Source organism: Thioalkalivibrio sp. ALJ21, from assembly GCF_000378605.1.
In the GTDB taxonomy this organism is placed as follows: Bacteria; Pseudomonadota; Gammaproteobacteria; order Ectothiorhodospirales; family Ectothiorhodospiraceae; genus Thioalkalivibrio.
In genome coordinates this window covers 139,214-162,684 of the sequence record NZ_KB905158.1, presented here as the reverse complement: position 1 = coordinate 162,684, position 23,471 = coordinate 139,214, and the positions used below count along the sequence as shown (strand labels likewise).

At 59.9% G+C, this 23,471-nt stretch carries 22 protein-coding genes; 7 read left to right on the top strand and 15 right to left on the bottom strand.

All coding sequences use genetic code 11. The features are described from left to right. Positions 1–25: 25 nt before the first annotated feature. From F579_RS0113590 to F579_RS0113575, 4 genes are all read right to left on the bottom strand, one after another. The gene (locus tag F579_RS0113590) at positions 26–922 is read right to left on the bottom strand and encodes an exonuclease domain-containing protein (RefSeq protein ID WP_019025295.1); all 897 of its coding nucleotides are present in this window, start codon (positions 920–922) and stop codon (positions 26–28) included. 28 nt (positions 923–950) lie between these two features. After that, the gene (locus F579_RS0113585) at positions 951–1,769 is read right to left on the bottom strand and encodes an AcaB family transcriptional regulator (protein ID WP_019025294.1); all 819 of its coding nucleotides are present in this window, start codon (positions 1,767–1,769) and stop codon (positions 951–953) included. Positions 1,770–1,854: 85 nt separating this feature from the next. Continuing rightward, positions 1,855–2,340 (bottom strand): hypothetical protein, encoded by a 486-nt coding sequence (locus tag F579_RS0113580; protein WP_231365794.1) that lies wholly within the window; start codon positions 2,338–2,340, stop codon positions 1,855–1,857. Positions 2,341–2,562: 222 nt separating this feature from the next. Beyond that, positions 2,563–3,090, bottom strand: coding sequence for a hypothetical protein (locus F579_RS0113575; RefSeq protein WP_019025635.1), 528 nt, complete (start codon positions 3,088–3,090; stop codon positions 2,563–2,565). Positions 3,091–3,141: 51 nt separating this feature from the next. On the opposite strand from F579_RS0113575, the gene F579_RS0113570 reads away from it, so the two are divergent. The 5 genes from F579_RS0113570 to F579_RS0113535 all read left to right on the top strand — a co-directional run bounded on the left by F579_RS0113570 (position 3,142) and on the right by F579_RS0113535 (position 6,541). Continuing rightward, the gene (locus tag F579_RS0113570; RefSeq protein WP_019025291.1) at positions 3,142–3,816 is read left to right on the top strand and encodes a hypothetical protein; all 675 of its coding nucleotides are present in this window, start codon (positions 3,142–3,144) and stop codon (positions 3,814–3,816) included. A gap of 1,119 nt (positions 3,817–4,935) precedes the next feature. Then, on the top strand, positions 4,936–5,313 hold the full coding sequence (locus F579_RS0113555) for a hypothetical protein (RefSeq protein WP_231365793.1): 378 nt from the start codon (positions 4,936–4,938) through the stop codon (positions 5,311–5,313). 6 nt (positions 5,314–5,319) lie between these two features. Beyond that, positions 5,320–5,652 carry a hypothetical protein gene (locus F579_RS0113550; RefSeq protein WP_019025287.1) on the top strand — a complete coding sequence of 111 codons (333 nt, stop codon included), beginning with the start codon at positions 5,320–5,322 and terminating at the stop codon, positions 5,650–5,652. Positions 5,653–5,876: 224 nt separating this feature from the next. Then, the gene (locus F579_RS15475; protein WP_255349424.1) at positions 5,877–5,999 is read left to right on the top strand and encodes a hypothetical protein; all 123 of its coding nucleotides are present in this window, start codon (positions 5,877–5,879) and stop codon (positions 5,997–5,999) included. A gap of 314 nt (positions 6,000–6,313) precedes the next feature. After that, positions 6,314–6,541, top strand: a complete 228-nt coding sequence (locus tag F579_RS0113535; protein ID WP_026301128.1) for an XRE family transcriptional regulator — start codon at positions 6,314–6,316, stop codon at positions 6,539–6,541. An 841-nt stretch (positions 6,542–7,382) separates the two neighbouring features. Here F579_RS0113535 and F579_RS0113525 read toward each other — a convergent pair. The 3 genes from F579_RS0113525 to F579_RS15375 all read right to left on the bottom strand — a co-directional run bounded on the left by F579_RS0113525 (position 7,383) and on the right by F579_RS15375 (position 9,695). Continuing rightward, positions 7,383–7,865 carry a tetratricopeptide repeat protein gene (locus F579_RS0113525; RefSeq protein WP_019025282.1) on the bottom strand — a complete coding sequence of 161 codons (483 nt, stop codon included), beginning with the start codon at positions 7,863–7,865 and terminating at the stop codon, positions 7,383–7,385. Between the two features lie 290 nt (positions 7,866–8,155). Beyond that, positions 8,156–8,803 carry a DsbC family protein gene (locus F579_RS0113520; protein WP_019025281.1) on the bottom strand — a complete coding sequence of 216 codons (648 nt, stop codon included), beginning with the start codon at positions 8,801–8,803 and terminating at the stop codon, positions 8,156–8,158. 178 nt (positions 8,804–8,981) lie between these two features. Then, complete coding sequence (locus tag F579_RS15375; protein WP_231365838.1) at positions 8,982–9,695, bottom strand: ATP-grasp domain-containing protein; 714 nt, start codon at positions 9,693–9,695, stop codon at positions 8,982–8,984. A gap of 818 nt (positions 9,696–10,513) precedes the next feature. Between F579_RS15375 and F579_RS0113510 the strand changes: the two genes are divergently transcribed. After that, positions 10,514–10,837 (top strand): hypothetical protein, encoded by a 324-nt coding sequence (locus F579_RS0113510; RefSeq protein ID WP_231365792.1) that lies wholly within the window; start codon positions 10,514–10,516, stop codon positions 10,835–10,837. A gap of 97 nt (positions 10,838–10,934) precedes the next feature. Next, the gene (locus F579_RS0113505; protein WP_019025278.1) at positions 10,935–11,462 is read left to right on the top strand and encodes a YgjV family protein; all 528 of its coding nucleotides are present in this window, start codon (positions 10,935–10,937) and stop codon (positions 11,460–11,462) included. Between the two features lie 132 nt (positions 11,463–11,594). Here F579_RS0113505 and F579_RS0113500 read toward each other — a convergent pair whose 3' ends face one another. The 8 genes from F579_RS0113500 to F579_RS0113465 all read right to left on the bottom strand — a co-directional run bounded on the left by F579_RS0113500 (position 11,595) and on the right by F579_RS0113465 (position 23,191). Further along, positions 11,595–11,870, bottom strand: coding sequence for an HU family DNA-binding protein (locus F579_RS0113500; RefSeq protein WP_019025277.1), 276 nt, complete (start codon positions 11,868–11,870; stop codon positions 11,595–11,597). Between the two features lie 108 nt (positions 11,871–11,978). Next, positions 11,979–12,464, bottom strand: coding sequence for a hypothetical protein (locus F579_RS0113495; RefSeq protein WP_019025276.1), 486 nt, complete (start codon positions 12,462–12,464; stop codon positions 11,979–11,981). After that, positions 12,461–18,289, bottom strand: coding sequence for an Hpt domain-containing protein (locus F579_RS0113490; RefSeq protein ID WP_019025275.1), 5,829 nt, complete (start codon positions 18,287–18,289; stop codon positions 12,461–12,463). The genes F579_RS0113495 and F579_RS0113490 overlap by 4 nt, the downstream gene beginning before the upstream one ends. A 15-nt stretch (positions 18,290–18,304) precedes the next feature. Further along, positions 18,305–20,350, bottom strand: coding sequence for a methyl-accepting chemotaxis protein (locus F579_RS0113485; protein WP_019025274.1), 2,046 nt, complete (start codon positions 20,348–20,350; stop codon positions 18,305–18,307). An 82-nt stretch (positions 20,351–20,432) separates the two neighbouring features. Beyond that, positions 20,433–21,011, bottom strand: a complete 579-nt coding sequence (locus F579_RS0113480) for a chemotaxis protein CheW (RefSeq protein WP_019025273.1) — start codon at positions 21,009–21,011, stop codon at positions 20,433–20,435. Beyond that, complete coding sequence (locus F579_RS0113475) at positions 21,008–21,373, bottom strand: PleD family two-component system response regulator (RefSeq protein WP_019025272.1); 366 nt, start codon at positions 21,371–21,373, stop codon at positions 21,008–21,010. The genes F579_RS0113480 and F579_RS0113475 overlap by 4 nt, the downstream gene beginning before the upstream one ends. Positions 21,374–21,418: 45 nt before the next feature. Next, positions 21,419–21,784: a PleD family two-component system response regulator gene (locus F579_RS0113470; protein WP_196800395.1), complete on the bottom strand. Its 366-nt coding sequence runs from the start codon at positions 21,782–21,784 to the stop codon at positions 21,419–21,421. A 558-nt stretch (positions 21,785–22,342) separates the two neighbouring features. Then, entirely contained in the window at positions 22,343–23,191 is an 849-nt protein-coding gene (locus F579_RS0113465; RefSeq protein ID WP_231365791.1) for an outer membrane lipoprotein-sorting protein, read from the bottom strand. Positions 23,192–23,471 lie beyond the last annotated feature (280 nt).

Here is a 23,471-nt window from a genome sequence, read left to right as displayed (position 1 = left end):
ACGCCTCGAATCCCTGCCCTTTCCCTTAGACGCCGAAACGAGCTGAGCGGACGCTTCGCGAAGGATCAGCGGGCTGCGCAGATCGAGCGAATAGCTCTTCGCGTGCCATGGATGAGGGGCTAGCAGAATCCTCATTTGTATCGGACCCGGCAATCGCAGAGAGAAGGGCGTCAGGGCTCCGTTTGATCAGGGTTGCCTTCAGGTCGGCGTCCATATCCTCAATGTTCGACAACGCCCAGCGAACATAACCTGGGTCCTTCTTAATGACGTCGGAAACCGCCACCCCTCGATGCTTCCCGAATGGAAAGGATTCGATCATGAGCGGCCGCTCGCAGACAGACCGGACCCCGTCAACGCTAAGGTCGTGCCCAGCGTCGTGATGCATTCGCATGAGGTTCTGGGCAATTCGCGATGTAACGATGACGTCAGCCAGGGCGTCATGGGCCTCAAGAGTTCTTCCTTTGTATGTCTTCGGGACATCGCAGCCAAGATGGTAGCGGAGGACCTGGTTGGAGAAGCCGGGCGCTTCGGGAATGAGGTGTTGAGCCCACCGGCGCGTATCGATCCATGCATGGTCCGACAGCGCCGGGAGGAACCCGCGATCGAATGGGGCGTTGTGCGCAACTAGCGCATCGATGTCCGCAGCATGCGCCCTGATGAACCCCACGAGGTCCTCCACTAGGGACTCAACCGGAGGCGCCTGCGCTACATCCAAGTCGGTGATGTGGTGCACAGCCGAAGCGGTGGCGGGGATGGGGATCCCGGGATTGCAGTATTGGTTGAAGACCGGCCACTCCTCCACTGGCGTGTTGGGCTGCGGAAGAATCAGAGCCACCTGAATGAGGCGGTCATCCTCGTGGCTAAACCCGGTCGTTTCGGTATCAACGATGCCAAGCCTAAGCGTTGTCTGGGATTCACTCATGTCCATCTCCTGCGGTTTCTTTGAACACCTAGGGGTGCATTGCGATTGCGCGCGTCACGCTAGAGCACACCCGGGGTTCGGGGGCACCCTTTAGGAAAATCTTCTGCGGGTTAATTGGCCGACAAAGTTCGCTCCGGTCCACCGCAAGCTCGGGGTTTAGCCATGCGTCATCCCCAGGCATCGTAAGAAAAGCCCGCGGCAGATCGCCCATCGCCTCCCTGGCCTCTCGCGCAACGGCGCGATCCCTGAGGACATCCTCTGCAGAGAGCCGCAGCTGCCGGTAGCCGAGGCAGTTGCGCATGGCAAGCCGAGCTACCCGGCCATATCGGGACTGCAGGTCGCGGCGCTCATATTTGCTGATGTCGCCCATGCGGTGAAGCTGGAAGCAAGCGCTATCGAGCAGGTCGGCATCGTTGATCAGGTCTCTCATCTGCGTGCCGAGACCGGTCTTGAGCTTGACGCCGCGCTGATGCACCGGCGTTTCGGACGGGAGGTCCTTTAGAGCCATCCCTCGCCGCCCAAGGCGTTCCTCAGCCTGATCCAGGAGGCCGTCGATTACCGTTCCGGCCTCTTGGACGCCGAGGCGACACCGCTGGATCCAAAGCTTCGCGTAAGGGTTGTCGTGTGCCGCATCAAACCAGAAGCGGCGCGCTTTCCTCTCGTACAGCGGCAGACCAACGAGCATATGCTGGCGTCGACCATCAGCGCCCAATGGAGTCGGGCGATGCCCTTCGATCAGGTCCCGCCCAATCCGGGTGTAGACGAAAATCTCCTCCTGGACATATTTCGAGGGGCGCCCGGTCGGGCGTTCGGTGCCGCTGTATCCGTCACCTTGATCGGGTTTCATCTGAAAACGCTCCGCAATTAAGTGCGGATACAGTATCAGTTTCGCAACCTCAGTGACAACTCGAAGGGGATGTAATCGAGGGCACCTAGGGGCTAAGGCGAATGGCGGTAAAGCCCATCTCCACATCTTCCCGGCTTGGGCGCGGGACTTCGTAGGAGGCAACCAGGTTCCCGAGGATCTCACATGGGTGAGCCCCCTCCCCAGGAGCAGCGTCGCAACCGCGCACCGCAGCGCGATATTCATCCCCTTCACGCCCGAAGTGCACGAAGGCGACGGCCCGGCGGCGAGGTTCGGGGCTGGCATCGATCCATGCCCCCTCAAGATCCGCATTGACGACATCCACCCAGACCGCCTGAGAAACGGCCTGATCGATGATGGGCTGTGACGCCCCCGTGAGATCGCTACCCGCGAGCCTGATCAGAGACGCAACCTGCCTCGAGTGCGACTCCAGAAAGAGACTCAGGGAGGGTGCGTCGTCGGTCGCCGAGGGCACGGGCGGAGCTAGAATGCCGGCCAGACCTAGGTAGAACGTCTCCCGCAGGAACGCCCCAAAGGCATCGGTACTGTCCATGCTGGCCGCCGCCCCGGGGTGCGCCCCAGGTCTCGCGCTCTCGAGGTGAGTGAGCTCCCCGTTTGCCCAATCAGGGGAGGCGCTCTGGCCCGCCATCAAGGCCGGCGCCCAGGCGGCAGCCGTCAACATTAAGCCCAAAATCAGCCTCTTTGCATGATCGCATTCCGGGGCCATGTCCCCTCCCTTTAGAATCCAAACGACACGAGAGCGCAGCTCTCAGGGTTAAACGGAGCGGATTTGCCAACCGCCCTCAATTGAGCCAAGCAACTGGGTCGCAGCCGTGCGCATGGCGCGCGCCTTGGCGAAGAAGTATGTGCTCCCGAGAAGCATCGGGAACGCCACCACGCCCATAACGCTCGGCACGTCCGGAGAGCCTACAGACAAAACCAACGTGACCATCGACGTCATGATCCAGAGGTAGGCCCATCGGCGGGTCCTGCTTAGCGCGGTGCCATCAATGGCGATCTCTCTGCAGCGCTCCCCCTGGATAGCGAGAACGTCCTGATGATTGCTGAGCAGGTGGAGGGTGATGCCCTTCTCGCCCATCTCGCTAAGGCGCATGAAAAGCTTCCGACTTAGGCGCAGGTTCCGCAACGACTTGCCGCCGATCCGCACCGAAGGCATAAGGACGACAGGCCCCTTTTTTTGGACAGGGAGCGGCAAGCTCATGGTGCCGGTGTACTTCTTTGTGACCACTTTCAGGCTCTCTATTTGATGCGTGAACGAGACTGGAAATGCTGACAAATTCACGATAATATGTCAACATTCATGTCAACCTGCTGCCGAATTGGGGAGAGAAGGATGACCGACCAGGATCGCCACATCGAGACCCGAAAGCGGGCTATTCAAGCAACGGTCGAGATGATCGAGTTTGCGCAAAGTGCGTATAGCAAAAAGAGGTCTGGAGACCTGAAGGGGTATCAGCAAAGCGTCGAGATCTTTAAGACCCTATACAGGAAAGAGCCCGCTCTGACTCCAGATGGGCAGCCCCGTCGGGCCACCATTACGCATGAGGAAATCCCAAGGGACTGGGGGCAGACAACGCTATCCAGGTGGGTGTACTTCGGCGACCCATACCCTCCTGAGCCCGAAGACATGGATGAGCGCAGAGCGCGAGCACGCGAGATCCATGAGCGCATTGAGCGCGCTCTGGAGGGGATCTCTGTACCGCTTGAGCGAAAGCCCGAGTTTCTGTCGGATGAGATGCTTCAATGGGTTGTTGGTCAGCGGAAAGAGCAATTCCGCCTGATGGCGCCGGCTGTCTACATGAACCAGAAAGCGAATCCCCATGAGGCAATTGAAGACCTCGCCAAGCTGGACCCGAAAGAGGTGGAGCAAAAGATCATGGCTCGCCTCCCCTTGAAGCAGGAGGAGGACGGAGCATTCCGGCACCAATTTCCACCCTTGGTAGACTGGGACCGCCTCCAGATCAAGAAAGAATCCAGCATGGTTTGGCGGAAGCCTGGGATGCGTTAAGGACGCGGGAAAATCGGGCCCCTAAGCGCCCCGATCTGGCGTGCTCGTACCCGGCCGCAGAGAGACATCGAACCCCGAGACCTGAAAGTCGACCCCGGAGAGCGCTTCAAGAATCTCCCGGGCGGCCGCCATTGGCGAGCCCGAGACAACATGGGCCTCCCCCTGCACGCGGCACCCCCCGTCGACCTCCGTCTCGCCCACAAGAGAATGCTTGCGGATTTGGCCAGATGAGCGAAGAGCCTCGCTGATTGCGCAATAGCCAAGGGCTGAGGCGCCCTGGAATTCGACCCGATAAGTGGGCCCGTCGGGCGAGTCCTGCGATCCAATCGCGGGCGGGAGCGCAAACGGCGTCGCCGCAAGTCTAAGCGCGTCATATATCATGCTTGTCAGACTTCGCCTTCAAAAAAGATCATCTATTATCTTCCGCCCCCCTGGATAGGCAGCCTCTCACGATCCGCGGGGTAAGTAAATTTATCGCGCCCGAGTCGGCCCGAACAGAATCGAGCCGAACAAGCACCTGTGGCATATTGTATGGTATGTGATATGCTTTTTGAGTTTAAGAGCCCAGCCTGACCGCCCCTTCCGCGGGTTCCGCGTCAACGCATGCGAGGCGACGAAGCCGGGCGCATCACAGAGGGTTGATACGATGGGAGACATCCGGGAAAGAAAGGTCGTCTATGACGTCAGGCCGATACCTAGTGCGCCTAAGATAGACGCCGCCGAGATTGGCCTGACCGCGGTGTGCCCTCGGCAGCTCGAGCTGAAAGAGAGAGGCGTCCAGGCTAGGAGGGTTGAGGGTCCGCATGCGCACCCCATCCGCCCGAATCAAGATCGAACGAATGGCGGCGCCCCAGTGCGCGACCTTAGAGCGATGGATCACTACTATGACAACCACGGAATCTTCGCGAGAATCAGGCGGTATCTCGATGCTCGCAAAGAGCGGAAGGCAGGCTCAGAATAATGACGATCGCTGACGGCGTTCCAGGGTTGGCACTTTCCGCTCATGTTCTGGTTGGGGCCTCGCTCATACTGTCCGCGCTCCTGGCAGTCGGAATCGTGCTTTGGATTAGGGGGCGCCCCTCGGGCCCCGTCGATCACGACCGCGCCCGAATCGGATTGATGTACAGCACCACATACCGACTGAGCGGTCGTGCAGAACGAATTCATGAGGAAGATGACGGCACGCTCGTCGCCACCATCCGAATCGATCGTGACCGCGGTGTCTATGAGTCCGACAGGAAGGTGGCAGCGGCGACCGCTCTGGCGGCCCGAGGATCCAAGTATTCCGTTACGCGCGTTCGAGTGGAAACGAACTCGGACGCCAGGGAGTTCGATTTTCCATCAGAGGATGAGCAACTCGCGCTCCACATCCGAGGAGAGATGGCCGAGGCGCGCGAGATCAAAAGCGGTAATGGCGGAGAAGCGAGGCCAACGCCGGCGCGCTGCTTCAGCTGTGAGTACGCATATGCGTGTTCCGAGAGTCAATCCGGCACGTAGGCAGCCATGACGGAAATCAAGACAAAAGACTTTCAAAGGGTGCTTGTAGAGGATTTAGGCTACAAGATGGCCCGAAAGATGGATGATGGTAATTACATCGGCGCCATGGATCTTCTTTTCACGCGGGCCATCTGCGTGATCGAGCCCGGGGTGGCCGTCTACCGACAACGATATTGCTTCGAAGATATCGATGCGTTTCAAAGGGCATATGAAGGAATGAAGGCTGCTGATGAGGTCCCATCCGGCTGGGTGGCGGCGCGCACCCTTGTTGACGCTGAATCGATCCCGCAAACGCCCGATCGAAAGCCTCCGGCAATACCCCGCAGGAGGACGCCCTAATGATGGAGGGCACGAACCACCCCCGGGCGCACAGTCTCCGGTCGACGCGCGCCGCTCCTCTCAAGGGGATGCAGAGCGTTGCCGCACGAATCATGCAAGCGGACCATGTTTTCGTGGCATTGAGAGATCCGGAGAAGAATGGCTCCCTGGTCAGTTATAGGATCGACGAAGAGTATCAGCTCGTGATTCGATGGGACTCCCCAGGGAAAGGCCTGGGAGAGCATGTGATCTCAATTGAAGATAACCCTTACGCAATCGCGATCCCCGGGGTCCAGGTGATGTTCCTGCAGGACCTCGAGGGAGAAGCCCTCTACCTCTATTTCGACTGCCACCCTCTCGAGCCGTGAACCGAGGCGTTCTCAGGAGTTTTCTGGAAACGCCAGGGCGGCGCATTGCGCGGCTTTCAAATGGGGAGGGAGGAGAGCTGACGTCGAGCGTAGAAGCGGACGGGATGCTCCGATTGATATGGGCGATTCACGGGGAGGCTCGATGCGAAACATGGACCCTGGCCGATGACCGGGCGGTCAAGCAGGTGGAGTCGGCGGACTCAATAATCATCGCTGACATCGACGGGGATCTGTTTCGCATCAGCTAATGACAAAGGCCGCGCGCTTTTCACGCGATCACGGAAGAATTCTACCTACAGGGGGTATGGGGATTAATGAAGGGTCCTAGAGCTCGTGCAATGAGGTCAGAACTCGAAGCTGCAATCCGGGATGAGATCGAGCGCAGAGGCTGGACCCAGGTTGAAGCGGGGGATTACCTCGGGGTCACCCAGCCAAGCATATCCAGGATCCGTCGTGCGGACGGATCGTCCGCTAGCCTGGATCGACTGGTGGATATGGCTTCCGACTTGAGCCTCAAGGTCCACGTTCAGATTGAGCGATAGCGCGCTGCCGCTGCTCCGAGGGCTTCAGCGCTCGAGGGGCCACGATCCTTCCACCTTGGAGCGATAATGGTCTGCGGCCTGCTGGATCAGTGGCCGAATGAACTTTGGGCTCGGCGGGGCGATGGATGCATACTCATCAGGGGTCCCCGGGGGCACAAATTCAATGTCTCTGGTGCCGTTCACACTCGACGTCGCGCTGGGCTTGAATATCCAAGCCAGGGTTCCACCCAAGATGCGGCCGTGGCGTTCGAGAGCTGTACGGTAGTATTCCATCGTACGTCCCCTCACCTCTTCCCGACTCCCCTCTTCGGAAAGAAGGTCAACAGTGTGAGGCGCCATCACTCCGGACCCCGCCGGTCGACGGTCTCTCAGGAACAGCCCCCTGAAACAAGCGCTATCAAGGCCGGTTTCAAGGTCTCGGTGAATCAATACGGATAGCCGGTTGTGGGGAATCTGCCCCCCAACGAGGGCTGTATTAAGCGGACGAGCAAAGCCTGCCCTCGTGGCAAAGGGCGCGTAAGAATCACTTAGCCCCCGCTCATAGATGCGGATTTGAACCAACTTGCGCTCAAGAGAGAGAAACGCTGTTACAGGATCCAGGGGGATGGCCTGGATGGTGTAATCGATCTCCCCAAACCGATCATCACATTCGCGACGCCCAAGGATTTCACTGGGGCATTGGAGTAGCCGGCCACGCGTCATGAGGAGGGGGAGCGGAATTTCGCCATCGAGGTATGGCTTCACTAGGCGATCGAAATCGGTTCCCCGTATCTCGAGGATTTCGCGGCACTCCCATTCGCCGGTTGCCAGGTCGTCAGCGCCAATCATACCCGGGGTGTTCTCACCACCCCGAAGCCAGCGAAAGCGGGCTCTCGCAACGGGCTCCCGCGGGCGTTTCGTGCTGACTCTCCGCCATTTTGGCGTAATGAGAGGTGACATCCCTGGGTGCGGACGACGAAGCCAGCCAGACCTGCGATCGGAGGTGGCCCCCATCCGCAGCACGCTGGATCCAGTGCATGCCCAGGCTCGCATTCCGGTTCACCCCTACCCCCTCGAGGTAGTTGTGCCCGACGGCCGCCATAGCGCCAGGAAAGCCTTCGTTGGCCGATTTCAGGTACAGGCGGTGCGCTTCGGTCACGCTAGCGTACGTGCCGCGGCCGCGCTCGTGCATGCGCCCGAGCGCAAACATGGCGCCAGCATCGCCATCCGCCGCCAGATGAGATAGGCGGTCAAACTCAAGGGCATTATGGTCCTCATGGGCCGCAGCGGGTGCGGCCAGAGCGATGATGGAGATCAGGGCCGCCGAAATTCCAAGCTTGGTCATACGCTTGTCGTCCTTGTAGTTAGTGTCGGGATCGTTCTTGTGATCCGCGGGAATGGATCTCGTCACGGTATCACTTATGCAATTACTGCGACAGGCCGGGCCCGCAAACCTGGCCTAACGGCATAAAAAAGCCCCGCACATGATGCGGGGCAAAAGAGAGGAGACCAAAGGAGAGTGGAGGAGTCCTCAGTCTGCATGCCGGAGATGGAGGTTCCAGCAGCACGCAGTATATCTGTTAAGCAACTACGTTGCCAACCCCTCTGGAGCCCACTCCCTCTCTGCCCCCCCACTCAAGGCTCCATGGGGCCCATGCGGTCGATCATTTCGTGCGCAGGCGCATAACCTTGGAGCATGTCGCCCTCATGGGTGACAACGGCCGGCGTAGCGGTGACGCCAAGGGCTTTACCCAGGGCGATATGGTTCTCCCGAGGAGAATCGCAGGAGGCGTCCGCGCGCAAATTGGCGCCACGACTTCCAGAGGACTTGGCTCGGTTCATCATCCGTGTGGGGTCATCGCTGCACCAGATCGCATCCATAAGCTCCGGGGAATCTCGACCAACCAGGGGGTACATGAGATAGCGGATCCGAATGCCGGCATCCATATACTCCCAAAGGTCCCCATGTAGGGCTTGGCAATATGGGCAGGCCGGATCCGTGAATACCGTGAGTTGGCCGTTCACGTCGCCGCTAGGCTCGAAGATCACCATCTCGCTCTCGGGGATCCGATCGAACAGATCTCGCCTGATCGAGTTCGCGCTCTCCTTGGTTAGATTGCGACCGGTCCCTGGCTCATGAATGGGCCCCTCAATAACGTGCTCACCTGCTGCGTCGACATACAGGATGTCGGCGCCATAATGAGCCTCGTACAGCCCCGCAATCGGGCTTTTCACGACCCTATCTGGGGTCGCGTCCCTGGACAAAGAGGAGAGGAGGCTCATGACGGCATCCGGCGCTTCAGATCCGTCGCTAGAGTGGGCAATCGACAATGTGGCCGACGATGTCACGGCGGCTAGCGCCAAAGAAATCACTACCGAGCGAAGTGGGCTCCGGGTCATGTGAACCTCGCAGTTAACAGATGCAATATGGGTTGAAGTGCCGAAGAAAAGAGGCCCGCGGTCAGTGGAGACCTATGGAACCCGATCGCGATTTTGAGCTGCATGCCCTGTCGCCCCCGGTTGATTCCGTCAGCTCGCCCTCCTCAGGCGTGAAGGCCCCAGAAGAAGCGGCAGTGCAGGATGTTGGCCGGGCAATTCGCTCTTGAGCGAGCGCGGAAAAGAAGAGATAGCGCTCGAACGGGTAGCCGTCAGCCCATGTGGCCAGGAGTGGATCCGCGACCCCGATCAAGAATGTTTCACCGCTGGACGTGACCCCGAGATCGAGGGCGTAGACCCTCGGTGGAAAGCCGCACCACGCTGCGCCGGATCGGGCCCACTCACTCGCGACCAGCTGGGCCTTCTTCGCGTCAAAAGGCGACTCGCTTTGGGGTGCCGGCGCTAGGCCGTCCACTTTGCCATCAACGATGAAGGCCCTATATGGCATGTGATCAGGGAGCGCCGGGGAGACCCAAATGTCAGCGTTCGAATGCCGCCCACCTCGGATTCGGAGTGATTTAGGGTTCAGCGGATCAAGCACGCTGGGGTCGAAGAGGCCCGGCTTAACCGAAGCGATATCTAGTTGGGAACGCGCGCCACGTTTCGCCTTCTCGAGCGTCGTCTTGCCCACGGGCCTCCTCAGAAACCGCCTCAATGGAATTGGAAACCGCGAAACCGTTGGCGCTGGCGCGCCTTCGTTGACGAACGCGCGAAACTCGTAGACAGCTCCAGACCCCATCACAAGGTCGTGCTCGTCAAATGCGACCTGCCCCCCCAGAAAATCGTCCTCTGCGAAGAAAGTGACGGAATATCGAACCCCTCCGACCACAAACGCGCCGCCTTCAGACAGGCCAGCCGGCCTGGGGAGTCCTTCCTCGATCAGAAGTCGGTGAGATGTGTCTTTTCTGCTCATGGTTAAGTCCGCTGAGTTCTGCCGAACGACCTTGGGGCGATCGATCGCTGATCGTGAAGCCGGCCGCCTCACTCTGGGTGGCAACTTGCTTGCGAGATAAGGAGCCGCTAGCGGTGCCGAACCGCTCGAGCCTTTGAGGCCCTGGTAGCCCCGTGCGCACGCTCTTTCTTCTTTGGGGCCGCCCCGGCTCCCGGGTGACCTGGAATGGATGCGACCCGAAGGCCGAGGCATCCGATTTGCACTTGGTATGCAATCTCGATATATCTTACGCACTTCCTTAAGATCGATTCAAGCCCGATGCTGGCAACGTAAAACCACCTTAGGTCGGCAGATTATTGCCGCCACTTCCGGCAAGATCAGGCCCCAAATCTATTGTCGGACGACCATCCCGAGCCTGCCCGCCATGAGGCGCGAACCAGTTACGCTCATCTTGTCGATGCGTAAGCGATATCTGTTATGCTTCCTCTTGCAGAACATACAGGGGAAAGGAAGTGATAGATCGAAGGACTCAGGACGAGGTAGACCGCACTCGGGTTCGACTGCTCGCATTCATCAATATCAGCGATGCGAAAGACGAGCGAACCCAGGCTCGGGTTCAGAGGTTCCTTGGGCGGGAGCTCACCAAGGTCGCGGGCGGATGCACGATGAGCCTGCAAAAAGGCTTCTGGTCACCGGAGGCAAACGCTCGCGACCGTAAAGCGTATGCGGACACGACCACCCAGGAGGAGACAGTCCTTCGGGTTGAAGTCAGCGTCATGAAGGACGTAGTGGACGACATCTACCGGCAGCTCCAGGCGACCATGGCTGAGATTCAGAAACACGATCTCCCAAGCCTTGAGGCGGTGCACGTTGAAGTTCAAGAGGCTGAGGCCAAGCACTTCAATCTGATGATGGGGACCCCGGTTCCCGTAGTGCCCCTTCTGGGTCGGATCCGGCCGCGGAACGAAGGGGTTGGGGGCGCAGGCTAGCTAGAGGTGGCATCCATCTCTACCCCGCCTCCCCCCTCGGCGCTCTCTCGCGTTCCGTTCCGGGAGGAGCGCCTCTTTGCGGGCGCCCGGTAACCCCATGCTCACTGAATGGCATGAATGGGTGATAGAGGGGCTCGGGTGGGCTGGCCTCATAATCGCGGCTGTCGGGCTCACCCTTTCCTCTAGGACGGCTTTGTTGAGCAGCAAAGTTGCCGCTGACACCGTTTACGCAGCGCATTTTTGGGGCCTTGGGGGCGCCTATGGGGCAGCCTTGTCGCTCCTCTATGCGGCTGCTGCGGCGACCGGGATGATGAGCCAGGCAGCCGCGGCCGAGTGGTTGATGCGCGGCCTTCTGTTGCTTCTAGCTTCGGCCCTGATTGTCTTTCTCTACAGTGGGTGGCACGACATTATTGTGCTGCTTGTCACCTGGGTCTCGTTCCTTGCCTATGCCATCAGGGATAACCAGAACATTCGCTGGGTGATGCTGCTAGTCGTCACCCCCGGCTGGGTCCTGTATTCCATAATGATCGGATCCCTACCTGGTGCGTTGGCGGGGGTTCTCTACACTGCAGCCAGCATACTGGGAATGTGGCGTGTCGCGAGGGCGGAGCGGTCTTGCGCTTAGACAAGCGCGAGAATCCGGTCCAGGATCTATATCTCTAGGGGGGAAACGGGGCATTCCCTGCTCGGGGATGCGCGGAAAGGAAAATGGCCGGGGCCCATCTTGCGAAGGCCCCGGCGCGAATAAGGTGGACCTCTAAAGGTCTCGCAGAGCGGGCGACGGCTTGTATGACAGGACCGTCTTTGCCTTTACCTCGATCTTCTCGCCAGTCAATGGGTTCCGTGCGGATCGGGCATTTCGATGCTTGGGCTCGAACGTTCCGATTTCAGGAATTCGAGTTTTGTTGCCATTCGCGGCCTCTTCCGCGATCCGGACAAAAATCCGCTCAATGATTTCCTTCGATCGCGACTTGGTGATGTCGTACTCTTCCGCGATCATCTCAATGAGGTCCTTCTTTGTGATATCGCCCATCTTGTACCTTCGGTTTGGTGGTGTGGTCATAAAAGAATACACCAGAAAGGGAGAGCTATAAAGAAGGTTCGGTTGAAGGTAAATAGACGCCCTGGAGACCCTATAAATCTACCCAGCCGTGGCCAGAATGTGCTCCTCGATCGCATCTAGACGAAGGAGGTGGGAGGTAACGCCGGAGGCCCTTACGCGCCAGGACCAAGGGGTCGAGTCCGCCTCGCCCAGGCCCTGGATGTTCTGGGGCGTAATCTGCACAGGGTGCGGGGTACCCTTCACTTCCAGTGCGTAGAAAGGGAGCGATTCCGTGTTCGCGATCGACTGCATCACCAGGAGGCGTGTGAAGCGGTTGCGCTTTCCAACCGTCCCCTCTGCCTGATCGGGGTCAAGCAATCGGGAGACATTCACCACGGGAATATCGAGATCTTGCCAGGTGAAGTCGGGCTCCATGCAGCCCCTGGAGTCGTTCTGGCGATCGGTGTTCGCCCCGCCCGGCCGCGTCGAGACCTCCAGAAAGGCGCTCCGAGGAAGCAAGATCGAGCCATTATCGAGCTGGACGATGACCGCCTCGAGAGACTGATTGTTCGCTTCCTCCGTCACGCTGAAACCCCTTCCAGTTGCTCGTTAATGGACGACATCAGGTCCCCCTCAAGGTATGGCTTTCCGAGATAGTCATTGACGCCGATACGCTCGGCGCGGTCGCGGTGTTTGCTGCCGCTGCGCGAGGTGATCATGATGATCGGCGTAGCCCCCAATTCCGCATGCTCACGAACATGCGTTGCGAACTCGAACCCATCCATTCGCGGCATCTCCACATCGAGGAGAATGACGTCTGGGCGTTGCTCCTCAAGCATTCCCAGGGCGTCGAGCCCATCTCTCGCGGTGACCACATCAAACCCGTGTCGACTCAGGAGTCGAGCGGTCACCTTGCGAATGGTGATGGAGTCATCGACCACCATGACGCGCCGCGTGTCCGGTGCCTTTGTGGCCTGTGGCGCGCGCTCGGTGGATCCCGCAGCGATCGACTCCGCCATTGACGCTGTGGCGAATCGCATAAGCATGCCAAGGTCGAGAATCAGCATGACGGAGCCATCGCCCTGAAGGGTTGCGCCAGCCACCCCGGGGATTCGGCTCAGGACCGGGCCTACCGACTTCACGACGACCTCTTGGCTTCCATGTAGGGCGTCAACCCTTAGGGCCATGCCGCCCTCGTCCGAATTGACGAGGAGCATCGGGAACGCGTGATCCGGGAGGTCGTCCGCAGTCGCCTGGCTTTCGACGCCCATCAGCTCACCGAGCCCTCGAACTGTAAAGTCCTGGCCAGCATAGCTGTAGACTGGAGAGCCGCTCTCGTACTCGATTTCGTCTTTACGGCCGCGAACAACGCCCTGGACCGACCCCAGCGGAACGGCAAAGGTCTCTTCGCCGACCTGAACCAAGAGAGCCTGCGAGATGGCGAGGGTAAAGGGCAGCCGCATTGTGAACCGCGAGCCCTCTCCTGGGGTTGAATGGATATCGAGGGTCCCGCCCAGCTGCTTGACGTCGCTGTTAACGACATCCAGGCCAACGCCGCGACCGGCAACCTGTGACACCTCGCTAGCCGTAGAGAAACCAGGCTGTAGAATCAACTGCAGAGCCTGTGCGTCAGAGATCTCAGCATCCGACGCGAGAAGCCCTCGCTCGACCGCTCGCCGACGGATGGCTTCAGCATCGATCCCCTTCCCGTCGTCTTCCACCTGCAGGCGAATTTCGCCCCCAGATTGATTCAGGCTCACACGGATCAAGCCTTCATTCGGCTTTTTCGCCTTCGAGCGTCCGCCCTTGTCCTCGATGCCATGGGCGATCGCGTTGCGAAGGAGGTGCTCCATGGGCGGCACCAGGCGCTCTAGAAGGGCTCGGTCAAGCTCGGCCCCTTGGCCTGTAAATTCAATCCGGACCGGCTTGCTCAGATCTTGCCCCGCTTGGCTAACCACACGCTGCAGGCGCGGCACCATCCGAGAGAAGCGGACCATACGCTGGCGCATGAGCTGATCCTGCAGATCCGTTCCTATGCGGCGCTGCTGGAGGAGCACGGCTCCGGCGCTCTGGAGTTCATTGCCAACATCCTGCTTAAGCGCTTCCAGGTCGCTGACGCTCTCGGCTAGCGAACGAGACAGCTGCTGGATACCGGAATAGCGGTCCATTTCCAGAGGGTCAAAATCAATGGCCTCGTCACCACTTTCCTCTTCCACGCGGAACAGAATCTGCGCCTCGGTCTCGATCTCAAGTTTGCGCAGCTGCTCCCGCAAGCGAGCGATGGTTCGGCCCAGCTCCTCCGCTTGAGATTCGACACGCCCAATGCCTTGCTCGAACCGACGATGGAACGTTGATAGCTCCCCAGCGTTCCCGATAAGGGCGTCCAGGGTGTCGGCGTCCATTCGGACCTGTTCCTGCAGGCGGCGCCCTTCCCCGGACGGGGACTTGGCGGGCGACACATCTTCCTGGGCGCTGCCCGAGTCCTCGGCCTGACCGGCATCGTCAGCATGTTCGCCTTCAGCTTCAGCCTCGGAGGTGACGGCATCTTCATCCGCCACAGTGGCATCAGCTCCGCTGTCCGGATTGCCATCGGCCCACTCACGAAGCGCCATCAAGGACTGACTGCTGGCCTCGTCCATTTGCCAAGAGCCAATGCCCCGCTCCACAAGCTGCTGGACATCCATAAGGGCCCGCTCAATGAGGGGGAAGAATCCTTCGCGAGGATCCCGCTCCGCCTCAATGCTCATAGCGCTCTCAAGGGCGTGCGCGATAGCGCCGACAACCGTAAAGCCCGCCATGCGTGCACTCCCTTTGAGGGTGTGGATCTCACGCTGGAAAGTGTTCTGATCGGGCCCGGGCAGACCGCCCGAGTCACGCCACCCACCTAGGGACTCAAAGGCGCCCTCGAGAATGTCCGCCGCTTCCTCAATGAAGACTTCCCCAAACTCCCAGTCAATCTCACACTCAGGGTCTCCCGATGCCTCGGGAGCCTGCTCGGGTTCTGCGGCTGGACACTGCTCAATCTCATGATCCGCCTCGAGAGCGGGCGCGGCCACTTCGCCAGCCTCCGCATCATCGGACCCGGCTTCTGGAAGTTCGGAGCTAGAGGCCGGGTCCTCAGCGCTAAAGGCGTCCTCGTACCTTGCGAGCTGGGCCTCCATGGAGTCGCAGGAATTGAGCACCTGAATCGCGCTCGCCTGATCCAGGAGATCGAAGACCTCGCCAGCCCACCCCGGGGGGTTCACCACGTTTTCGAGGTCAGGCTCCTCATTCGCAACGACCTCGGTGACGTAGGACTCAAGCTTGCAAAGCAAACCCACCGCTTCCGATGACAGCGGGGTCTCCACGTCACGATGAATTCGTACGATGCGTTCAAACGGACCACAAACCGCGGACACCCCGCCGACCTCTGCCGTCCGGGCACTGCCGTGAAGGGTGTGAAGGGCTCGCTCGACGTCATTGTTCGGGATTCGGTCCGGGTGCATTGCGGCGTCGTCGAGCCACGAACGCAGCGTAAGCAGATGAACCTGGGCTTCCGCACAAAAAACCGCCCATAGCTGTTCGTCAATCTCGTGCTCGACGGCGCTTTCGAGGGCTTCTGATGTCTCGGTGGCCTGCTCGTCGTCGACAGAGAGTTCTTCTTCACCCAAGTCGACAGACTCGAAACTCACCTCGAACCCGCTTGCATCTGGTGCCTCGAGTGAGGATTCGGGGACGTTCTCCGTCTCGATCTGGGTGCCCTCTTCCGCACCGATGGAGCACTCGGCCACCAGGTCGTCGAGTTCGGCCTCCGACTCCAGGTCGGATACGGCATTGTCGAGGTCGGCCCGATCTTCTTGCTCTTCGGCGCCCGGCTTGTCGGCTTCAATGCCGCCCTCGCCTTTCGAGTCGGCAACATCGAGGCCTTCTTCTGCCTTCTCCATGCCCGCGTCGCCTTCAGGCTCGACCGGAGCAGCCGCGGTATCCCGCTTCGGCGACGGCGTAGCCTCAATGCGCTCCCCAGCGATCAGAGCGCTCAGGCGCAGGGCGATATCCAGGATGGGAACCGTCGGTTGAGCGTTGGCGCGAACCTCGTCCACAAGACCCGGAAGAACGCTGACCGCGTCTTCGATCGCCTGGAGGCAATCCGCATCCACGGGCGCCTTTTGCTCGAGAATGCGATTCATGTATGACTCAACGACCCAGGCAAACTCACCAAGGCGCAGGGCGCCCGCCAGGCGTCCGGAGCCCTTGAGGGTGTGGAATGAGCGACGGATCACAGCCAAGGTGTCAAGATCGGACGGATTACTCTTCCAGCGGGGGAAGTTCTCGCCCAGGCCTGCCACCTCTTCGTCAGCCTCTTCAATGAAAATCTCGAGGATTTCCAGGTCCGCATCGAGTCCGCGAACCTCTTGAGAAAGGATTTCCTCATTGAATGCGTCCGACAGGCCGCGGCCCTTGGGAGGCTCATCGGTTGCCTCTACGGATTCGGCGGATTCATCGATGGCAGGATCAGCCGGTAGCTCTAGCGCCTCGGCCTCGAGGGCATCCGATGCCTCTTCAACAGGAGAAGCCAGCGCATCATCTTCAGGGGCGGCCTCGAGCTCGCTGCCGGCGTCAGCAACCCCCTCGATCTCGGTGTCGCCATCCGCTACCTCGGTGATCTCAATAGCCTCGAGGGTCTCTACTGCATCGTCGACCTCGGGGATCTCGGCCTCGACGCCATGATCGTCGCTGGCCCCTTCGTTCGTGTCGTGCTGCATGGCAATTTGGCCATCGGCCGCGACGGAAATGGCCCCAAGGCGCTGCAGCGCCTCGATGCCTCGTTCGTGAACGCTGTCCAGCTCCCGCCAGGGCTGCCCGGAGGATTCCAGGGCAACCTCAATGCTGATCAGCACTTCCGCCAGAGCTTCGATTTCATCTTCGCTCAGGTCGCCAGCTGATTGCGGCGCCCGCTGATCGAGATACTGAGTCAGCGGAGCCAAGAGCGCATGGAGCGTCTCGAAACCAGACATCGACATCGCGCCCATGATCCGGCGGAGGCCTTCAATCGCTCCGCTCAGTCCGTCGCCGGATTCGCTGCCAGCCGAGGATGAAAGGAAGCTCAAGAACGTATCCCGCACCTGCCGGACATCGGAAAGCGCTTCTTTGTAGATCACTGTCGCGAGCGATTCATCGAATCCAGTCTCATCGCGCGATCCACTCGCACTACGCCGATGCAGGCCGGCTTCGAGAAGGGACTCCAGGGCCAGTAGATGCTCAGCCAATACCATGTCGTGCTGGCCGCTCGCCTCGCCAGCGTGATCCGGGCTCAGCGCCTGGGTCAGCTTATCCGTTAGATCCCGCCCCTCATCGGAGCCAAGAATGCTGAACGTGGATCCGATGCGAGACACCCGACTTTGAATGGCTTCGAGATCGTCTACGTTCCGCTGCGGTGAGCGAAGCAAGATATCCATCCGCTCGCGCAGATCAGAAAGGTCCTCCTCGATGGCCTGGCGGAGGCTGTCATACACCTCGCGGCCGACATGCTCTGCATCGTCATTGAGGCCAAACGCCCGCCGCACCGCCCGCGACTGCTCGCCCTCCGATCGCGCGGACGCCACATGAAAGAGCAACGTCTTGGTAAGGTCGTTCGGAGTCGCATACTCAGGCTCAGACGCCCCCCCGCCCTGCTCCACATGCTCTTTTAGAATCTCGATGTAGCGCTTGAGATCGCGGTCAATATGACCAACCACCCGGCGCAAATCGGTGCCAACCTTGAGCTCGCCTCGTGCGACGCACTCGAACAGCGCGTCAGCGATCCAGAACAGCTGACGGGGGTCGCCGGGTGGGCACAACTTCACAGCCGCCTTCATGCTCTCCTGCATCTGGACGGCAGCGCCTTCCGGGCTGTCATCGCGAACAAAGGTCAGGAGGTCACGCTGGAAATCGCGGCGCACATCCTGAAGGGCTCCGATGCGGGCTTCAGGCGGGAGTCCATCTCCCTCCGAAACGATCACATCATCCTTAAGGCTCGGCGCATCCGCGACAAGCGAGGCGGCATCCAGGAGCAGGGGGGCGCCCCTGCTTGCGCGAAGGTCTGTAAGCACCGGCGCCAGATTCATGGGGGACGGGAGAAGCCCATCGCTCTCGCTATCGAGATAGTCCGGGAGCTGCATGGAGGCGCGCAACAGCGCCTCCGTAGCTGCCCAGTCTCCCCCTTCCAGCTGCTCGAGATGACCGAAAACCTGGATCATCTCGTCACAGATCAAGACCCCGTTATCTACCTGAACGACAACGAGTGTGTTCCGGATCTGTTCAACCCGGGCCCTGGCCTCAGCCAGGTCACCCTTTCGCTCCATGTTCTCGGAGTAGTGCCGCAACGATTCCTGAACTTCGCCAAAGAGCGTAAGCAGTTCATCACGGACCCAATTCAGTGCGCTGGATGCCATCAAATAGCCCCGTCGTTAGGCCCGCTTCAAAGCGGGAGGCGTCATCTCGTCGTTGCTCGATGCAGAAGAACCCGTGCCTTCAGGTGCTGCTGGCTCCGTAGTATCCGTGTCCGGAAGTTTGAAGTCGGATACGGACGAGCGCAGCTTCGCCGAGAGATCCGTGAGGTCCCCCATGGCAGCAGCCGTGGACTGTGTACCCTGGGCAGTCTCCGAGCTGATCTCGCGAATGCTGGACATAATCCCACTCACATCCTTGGCCATCACGGACTGTTTGCGGGCGGAGGAAGAGATCCCGTCAATGAGCTGCGCCAGATCAGAGGAAACCTGTTCGATCTCGGCGAGTGACTTGCCGGCCGCCTGGGCAAGCTCGCCCCCGTGAACCACGTTCGCGGTACTCTGCTCCATGGAGCTGACCGCCTCACTCGTATCCGCCTGGATCGCCTTGACCAGACCCTCAACCTGACGGGTGGCGCTAGAGGAACGTTCCGCGAGACGCTGAACTTCGTCCGCCACCACCGCAAACCCACGGCCCGCCTCGCCTGCGGCCGAGGCTTGGATCGCCGCGTTCAACGCAAGCACGTTGGTCTGTTCGGCGATGTCGTTGATCAGCCCGATGATGTCGCCGATCTCCTGCGAGGATTCGCCCAGGCGCTTGATCCGTTTCGCGGTCTCCTGGATCTGCTCGCGGATGGTATCCATCCCCTCGATCGAGCGACGCACCGTGGCCGCCCCCTTGGACGCGATCTCCACCGAGTTTCGTGCCACCTGGGCCGACTGCCCGGCATCCTCCGCAACCTTGTTAACCGACTGACTCATGTCGTCGATAGCGGCGTTCGCCTGCTGGATTTCGCGCACCTGTTCTTCCGATTTCTCAGCCAACCCAAGAACCTGGGAGCGAGTAGCGGAGGACGAATCGTTGATGTCAGCGGAGGCCTTGTTGATCGTCGACACCAGGCTTCTCAGGTTCTCGATTGCAAAGTTCATCGAGTCTGCGATGGCTCCAGTGAAGTCCTCACTAACCGTGGCATTCACGGTCAGATCCCCGTCAGCAAGATTCGCCATCTCGTCGAGAAGCTGAACGATCGCCATATTGTTTCGCTCATTCTGGGCCTCGGTTTGAGCGAGTTCCCGGCGAGTGTCACGGTGCAGCAAGAGACCGAGAGCAATCAGCAACAGGAAGGCCAGGCCGCCGGTCGCATACCCGACCGCAGCGATCGAGCTCAGCGAGTCGGCCTCGCGCGCAATACCTGACTCGAGGGCGCTCGTGACATCGAGCATCCCTGCGCTGCTGGCCTCGATGCTCGACGCCGCAGCGCTCACCTCAAGGACGGCAGACGACGCTTCAAGGACCCCCGCAACCGCCTCACTGAACGCAATAAAGACGGTCGCCGACTCCTGAAGGAAGGCCTGCACGCGGGCATCATCAACCGCTTCAACGCCGAGCTCGTCATACCCCTCGATCAGGCCATCCAGTACACGCCCAAAAAGGGTGGCATCCCGCTCAAACCGCTCAATCGCGGCCTCCGCTTCGGCCCCGCCGCGGAGCACCTGGCTGAGGCTGTTCTCGATGCGCTGAACCAGGAGCGTTTGCCGTGACGCGATGTAAACCTGCTCAGGATCCGCACCGACGCTCGACATGCGACGGACAACGTCATCAGACAGCCGAGAAAGTTCCGGCGAGAACATCTCCACGGCTTCCGAATACATGCCCATCATCTCGATGCTGGATTGGCCACGAAGGACGGCGTTAACCCCTCCGAGGTAGCTCGACCACTCGCCACTTACTCCAGAAAACTCTTCTTGAAGAGCTGCCGGGAGAGGCTTCAGGCCTCCGCCGCCCTCTTGCAAGTGGTTGAGACGCGCCTGGAATCCGTCCCTCAGGCTCTCGAGGTTCTCGAACGCTCTTTCGGAACCGCCGGCGGCCTCAAGCGAGCTCGTCGCGATGCGCTGGGACAGGAGGCGCATGTCGTTCGCGAGCGCCGTGCGGTCACGGTACTGGCCCTGCTCGTATTGGTGATAGGTGAATGCTCCGCCCGTTACAATAAGGGAGGCGGCAAGCATGCCCCCGAGGACAGAATTCCGTTTGCGACGACTCACTACCATTGGTTGATACTCCCTCTCACTTCGGGGCCAGACGGTTGATTTAGGCGACCGCGGCAGGCTGTTCGTTATCAGAAAAACCGGCGATTAGGTCGCCAGAAAAGCGATTGCTGTCACTTAGAAAGAGATCCAGGTCTAGGACCGGATGAAGGCGGTGACCCAAATCAAATCCGCCTGTAATGAATGGCATCGCGGTCTCGGGGGCGTCAGCCTCCCGGCGCCGCTGAGAGGGGATGCACCGTCGCATCCCCTCAACCTGGCTCACCAGTAGCCCAGCCATCCCCGAGCCCTGCGGCGCCACAACCACGCGCCGATTGGCCTTATCCTCCGGTAGCGGCTCCCCCAGCAAGAGCTGGCTCATATCGAAGACCGGAAGAACAAGACCGCGAAGATTGCCGATGCCGAGAACGCCCGCCCCCGCAAGGGGGACGTTCGCCAGCGGCATTGGGTCGGTGACCTCAGAGAGCGAGTCCATGTCGACCAGGAAACGAAAGCTCCCCACGCGCAGCAAAACGCCACGCCAGCCGACACCGATGTCCCTGCGAAGATCGCGGTTGACCTGCCGGCCTGCAGCATCGAGGTCGGCAAGCAACCCATACGGGGTGGTGGCGTTGAAGCTCATGCGGCCAATTGCTTATTGATTGCGGCCATCAAGGTCTTCTCGACCACAGGCTTGGTGATGTACTCCTTCGCCCCCTGACGCATAGCCCAAACGCGGTCGGCTGCCTGATCCTTCGTGCTTACCACGATCACAGGGACTTCGGCTGTCTCAGCCGCCTGGGCAATTTGACGTGTTGCCTGGAAGCCATTGAGGCCCGGCATCACAACATCCATCAGGACCAGGTCCGGAACCTTCTCTTTCGCTACCGCAACGCCTTCCTCTCCACTCGAAGCGGTAATGACGGAGTGGCCATTCTTCTCCAGGATTCCCCGGAGAACATGAATTTCGGTGGGTGAGTCATCAATGATAAGGATGTGCGCCATGATCTTGCTTTTCCTTACTTTTGTTGTTTTGTGAGTTGGAGCGTTTTACCGCGGTGACGCCAGGGAGGCGTATTTTCGAACTGCACCGAGCAGGTCTTCTTTCGCAAAGGGCTTGGTCAGGTAGTCCTCAGACCCAACAACCCGACCCTTGGCCTTGTCGAAAACACTGTCTTTGCTGGACAGCATGATGATTGGGGTAGACCGGAATTCCCGGTTGTTCTTGATCAGGGCGCACGTCTGGTATCCATCGAGGCGAGGCATCATTACGTCAATAAAGATGATGCCCGGCCGCTGCTCCGCGACCTTGGACAAAGCCTCGAATCCATCAACAGCGGTGATCACTTCGGCGCCATGTTTTTGCAGCAGAGACTCTGCTGTTCGGCGAATGGTCTTGCTGTCGTCAATTACCATGACCTTGAAGCCCTGGAACTCAGCACCAAGACCGGATCCGTTAAGCGCGTCAGACACCCTGAACCCCTGATTTATTTGCTTCGTTGAAGGAAGGCGCCGGGCGTCGAATACCCGGAGCCCCAATCTTGCGCGGCAACCCGTGTCGACTCATCGAGCATAGGCAGCATCTCTTACGCAACGTCTAGAAATTATACAGGAAGGGAATGGATTGTAAATACAGGGAGATTATGCCTCTCTTCGAAGCTCGCATCGTCGACGCGGAGGGGGCGAGCGCCCTCCCTCCGCGCGGCAAAAGGCCCCAGGGGGATCGATCATATCGGGTTGATTTGTAGGCGATAAATACTGCTAGGCCAAGGCCGGGCTGGGCCGACTGCTATTTCGATCAGGGTTCGCAAGGCGGGGCTTGTGGCGGCCCTGAGATGAGGCCATGGCGAGCACGTATTCCCGCAAACCGGAAGAAATAACCGATGACTATAAACGATCACAAACGGAACTATATCGCCCCTTATCGTGACACCCGCTACGGTGCCCGGGCGTTCACGCCGCCACCGCCCGAGATCACCCCGGGGCTAGATCGGATAGCCTTGCGAGCGATCCCGGCATGAACATCTCAGGATCCAATCCTGCGTTGATATCAGCTGAGACGATCTCCAGAGTCATTCGCCCATTCCCTTCGAAGCTTTCCATTTCGGAGACAGCCGGAATGATGTAAGGCCCCACGCGTTCGCGCTCCAGGACGCGATAGCGCTTCACAGGGGATTCTCGACCCCGGTAGTAGTCGATCTGAATGGGTTCGTGTGTCTCTTCATCGACATATCGAACCCACTTCGTGTACGGGGAATCATTGATGTCCCTGGGGATGGACTCGAGAACCTGGGTCCATGTGCCGTTGACGTTGTGCTCACCAAGGATCCAGTGCGTATCGCGTCGCGTTGAGCGGATCACAAAGTCCTGGTACTCATATACCGACCCCATGAATTGGAAGCCACGATCTTCTGGTCGGATTCGGCGAGGATGGGTAGATGGCGGAATCATGAGCCAAAGGCCCGACTGATCGGCCTCGCTCGACGACATCTCCCCTTCGAACCGATTGCGGGCGAGCAAGGTGGTGCCGGACATGAATCGAGGCTGGTCAAAGTGGAGAATTCGATGCCGACCGTGATCCGGGTCATCGATTCGGTATTCGGTGAGCGAGCGAAGCTCGGCCTGCTCCCTTCCGCCATCCTCGATGCGCATGCGCCAGCGAAATACGCTATCACGAGGGACCGTCCGCTCCAGCATGGAGGACCTGAGGACCACTCCGCGATCTCCGGCGAAAGCGAAAGGGGCACTCGCTGCCAGCGAGAAAGCCGCGCCCGCCCCAAGAAGGGACCGGCGATTGATTTTTCGGGATAGCGCGTCAGTCATGTCGGCTCTTAATCCAAAGGCGATAACGAAGGAATCGGGGCGGCTAAGTGGCGCCATACCCCATGGCGTTGAGCACTGCTGCAGCAAGCAAGGCTGCGCCTATCAAAAGCCAGTACCCGCGGGAGCGCAAAGACGCCAACTCCCCCGACAAACCCTGATAAGGGAGAACGCAGGCGACTGTGATCCAGAACGCCACCACCGAGAACCCGACAAAGGGCACCGGTATTCCTGCGGCGAGCTGAAACGCGGCCGCTAGAGCTAGGGCGGCGATGGCCGACCA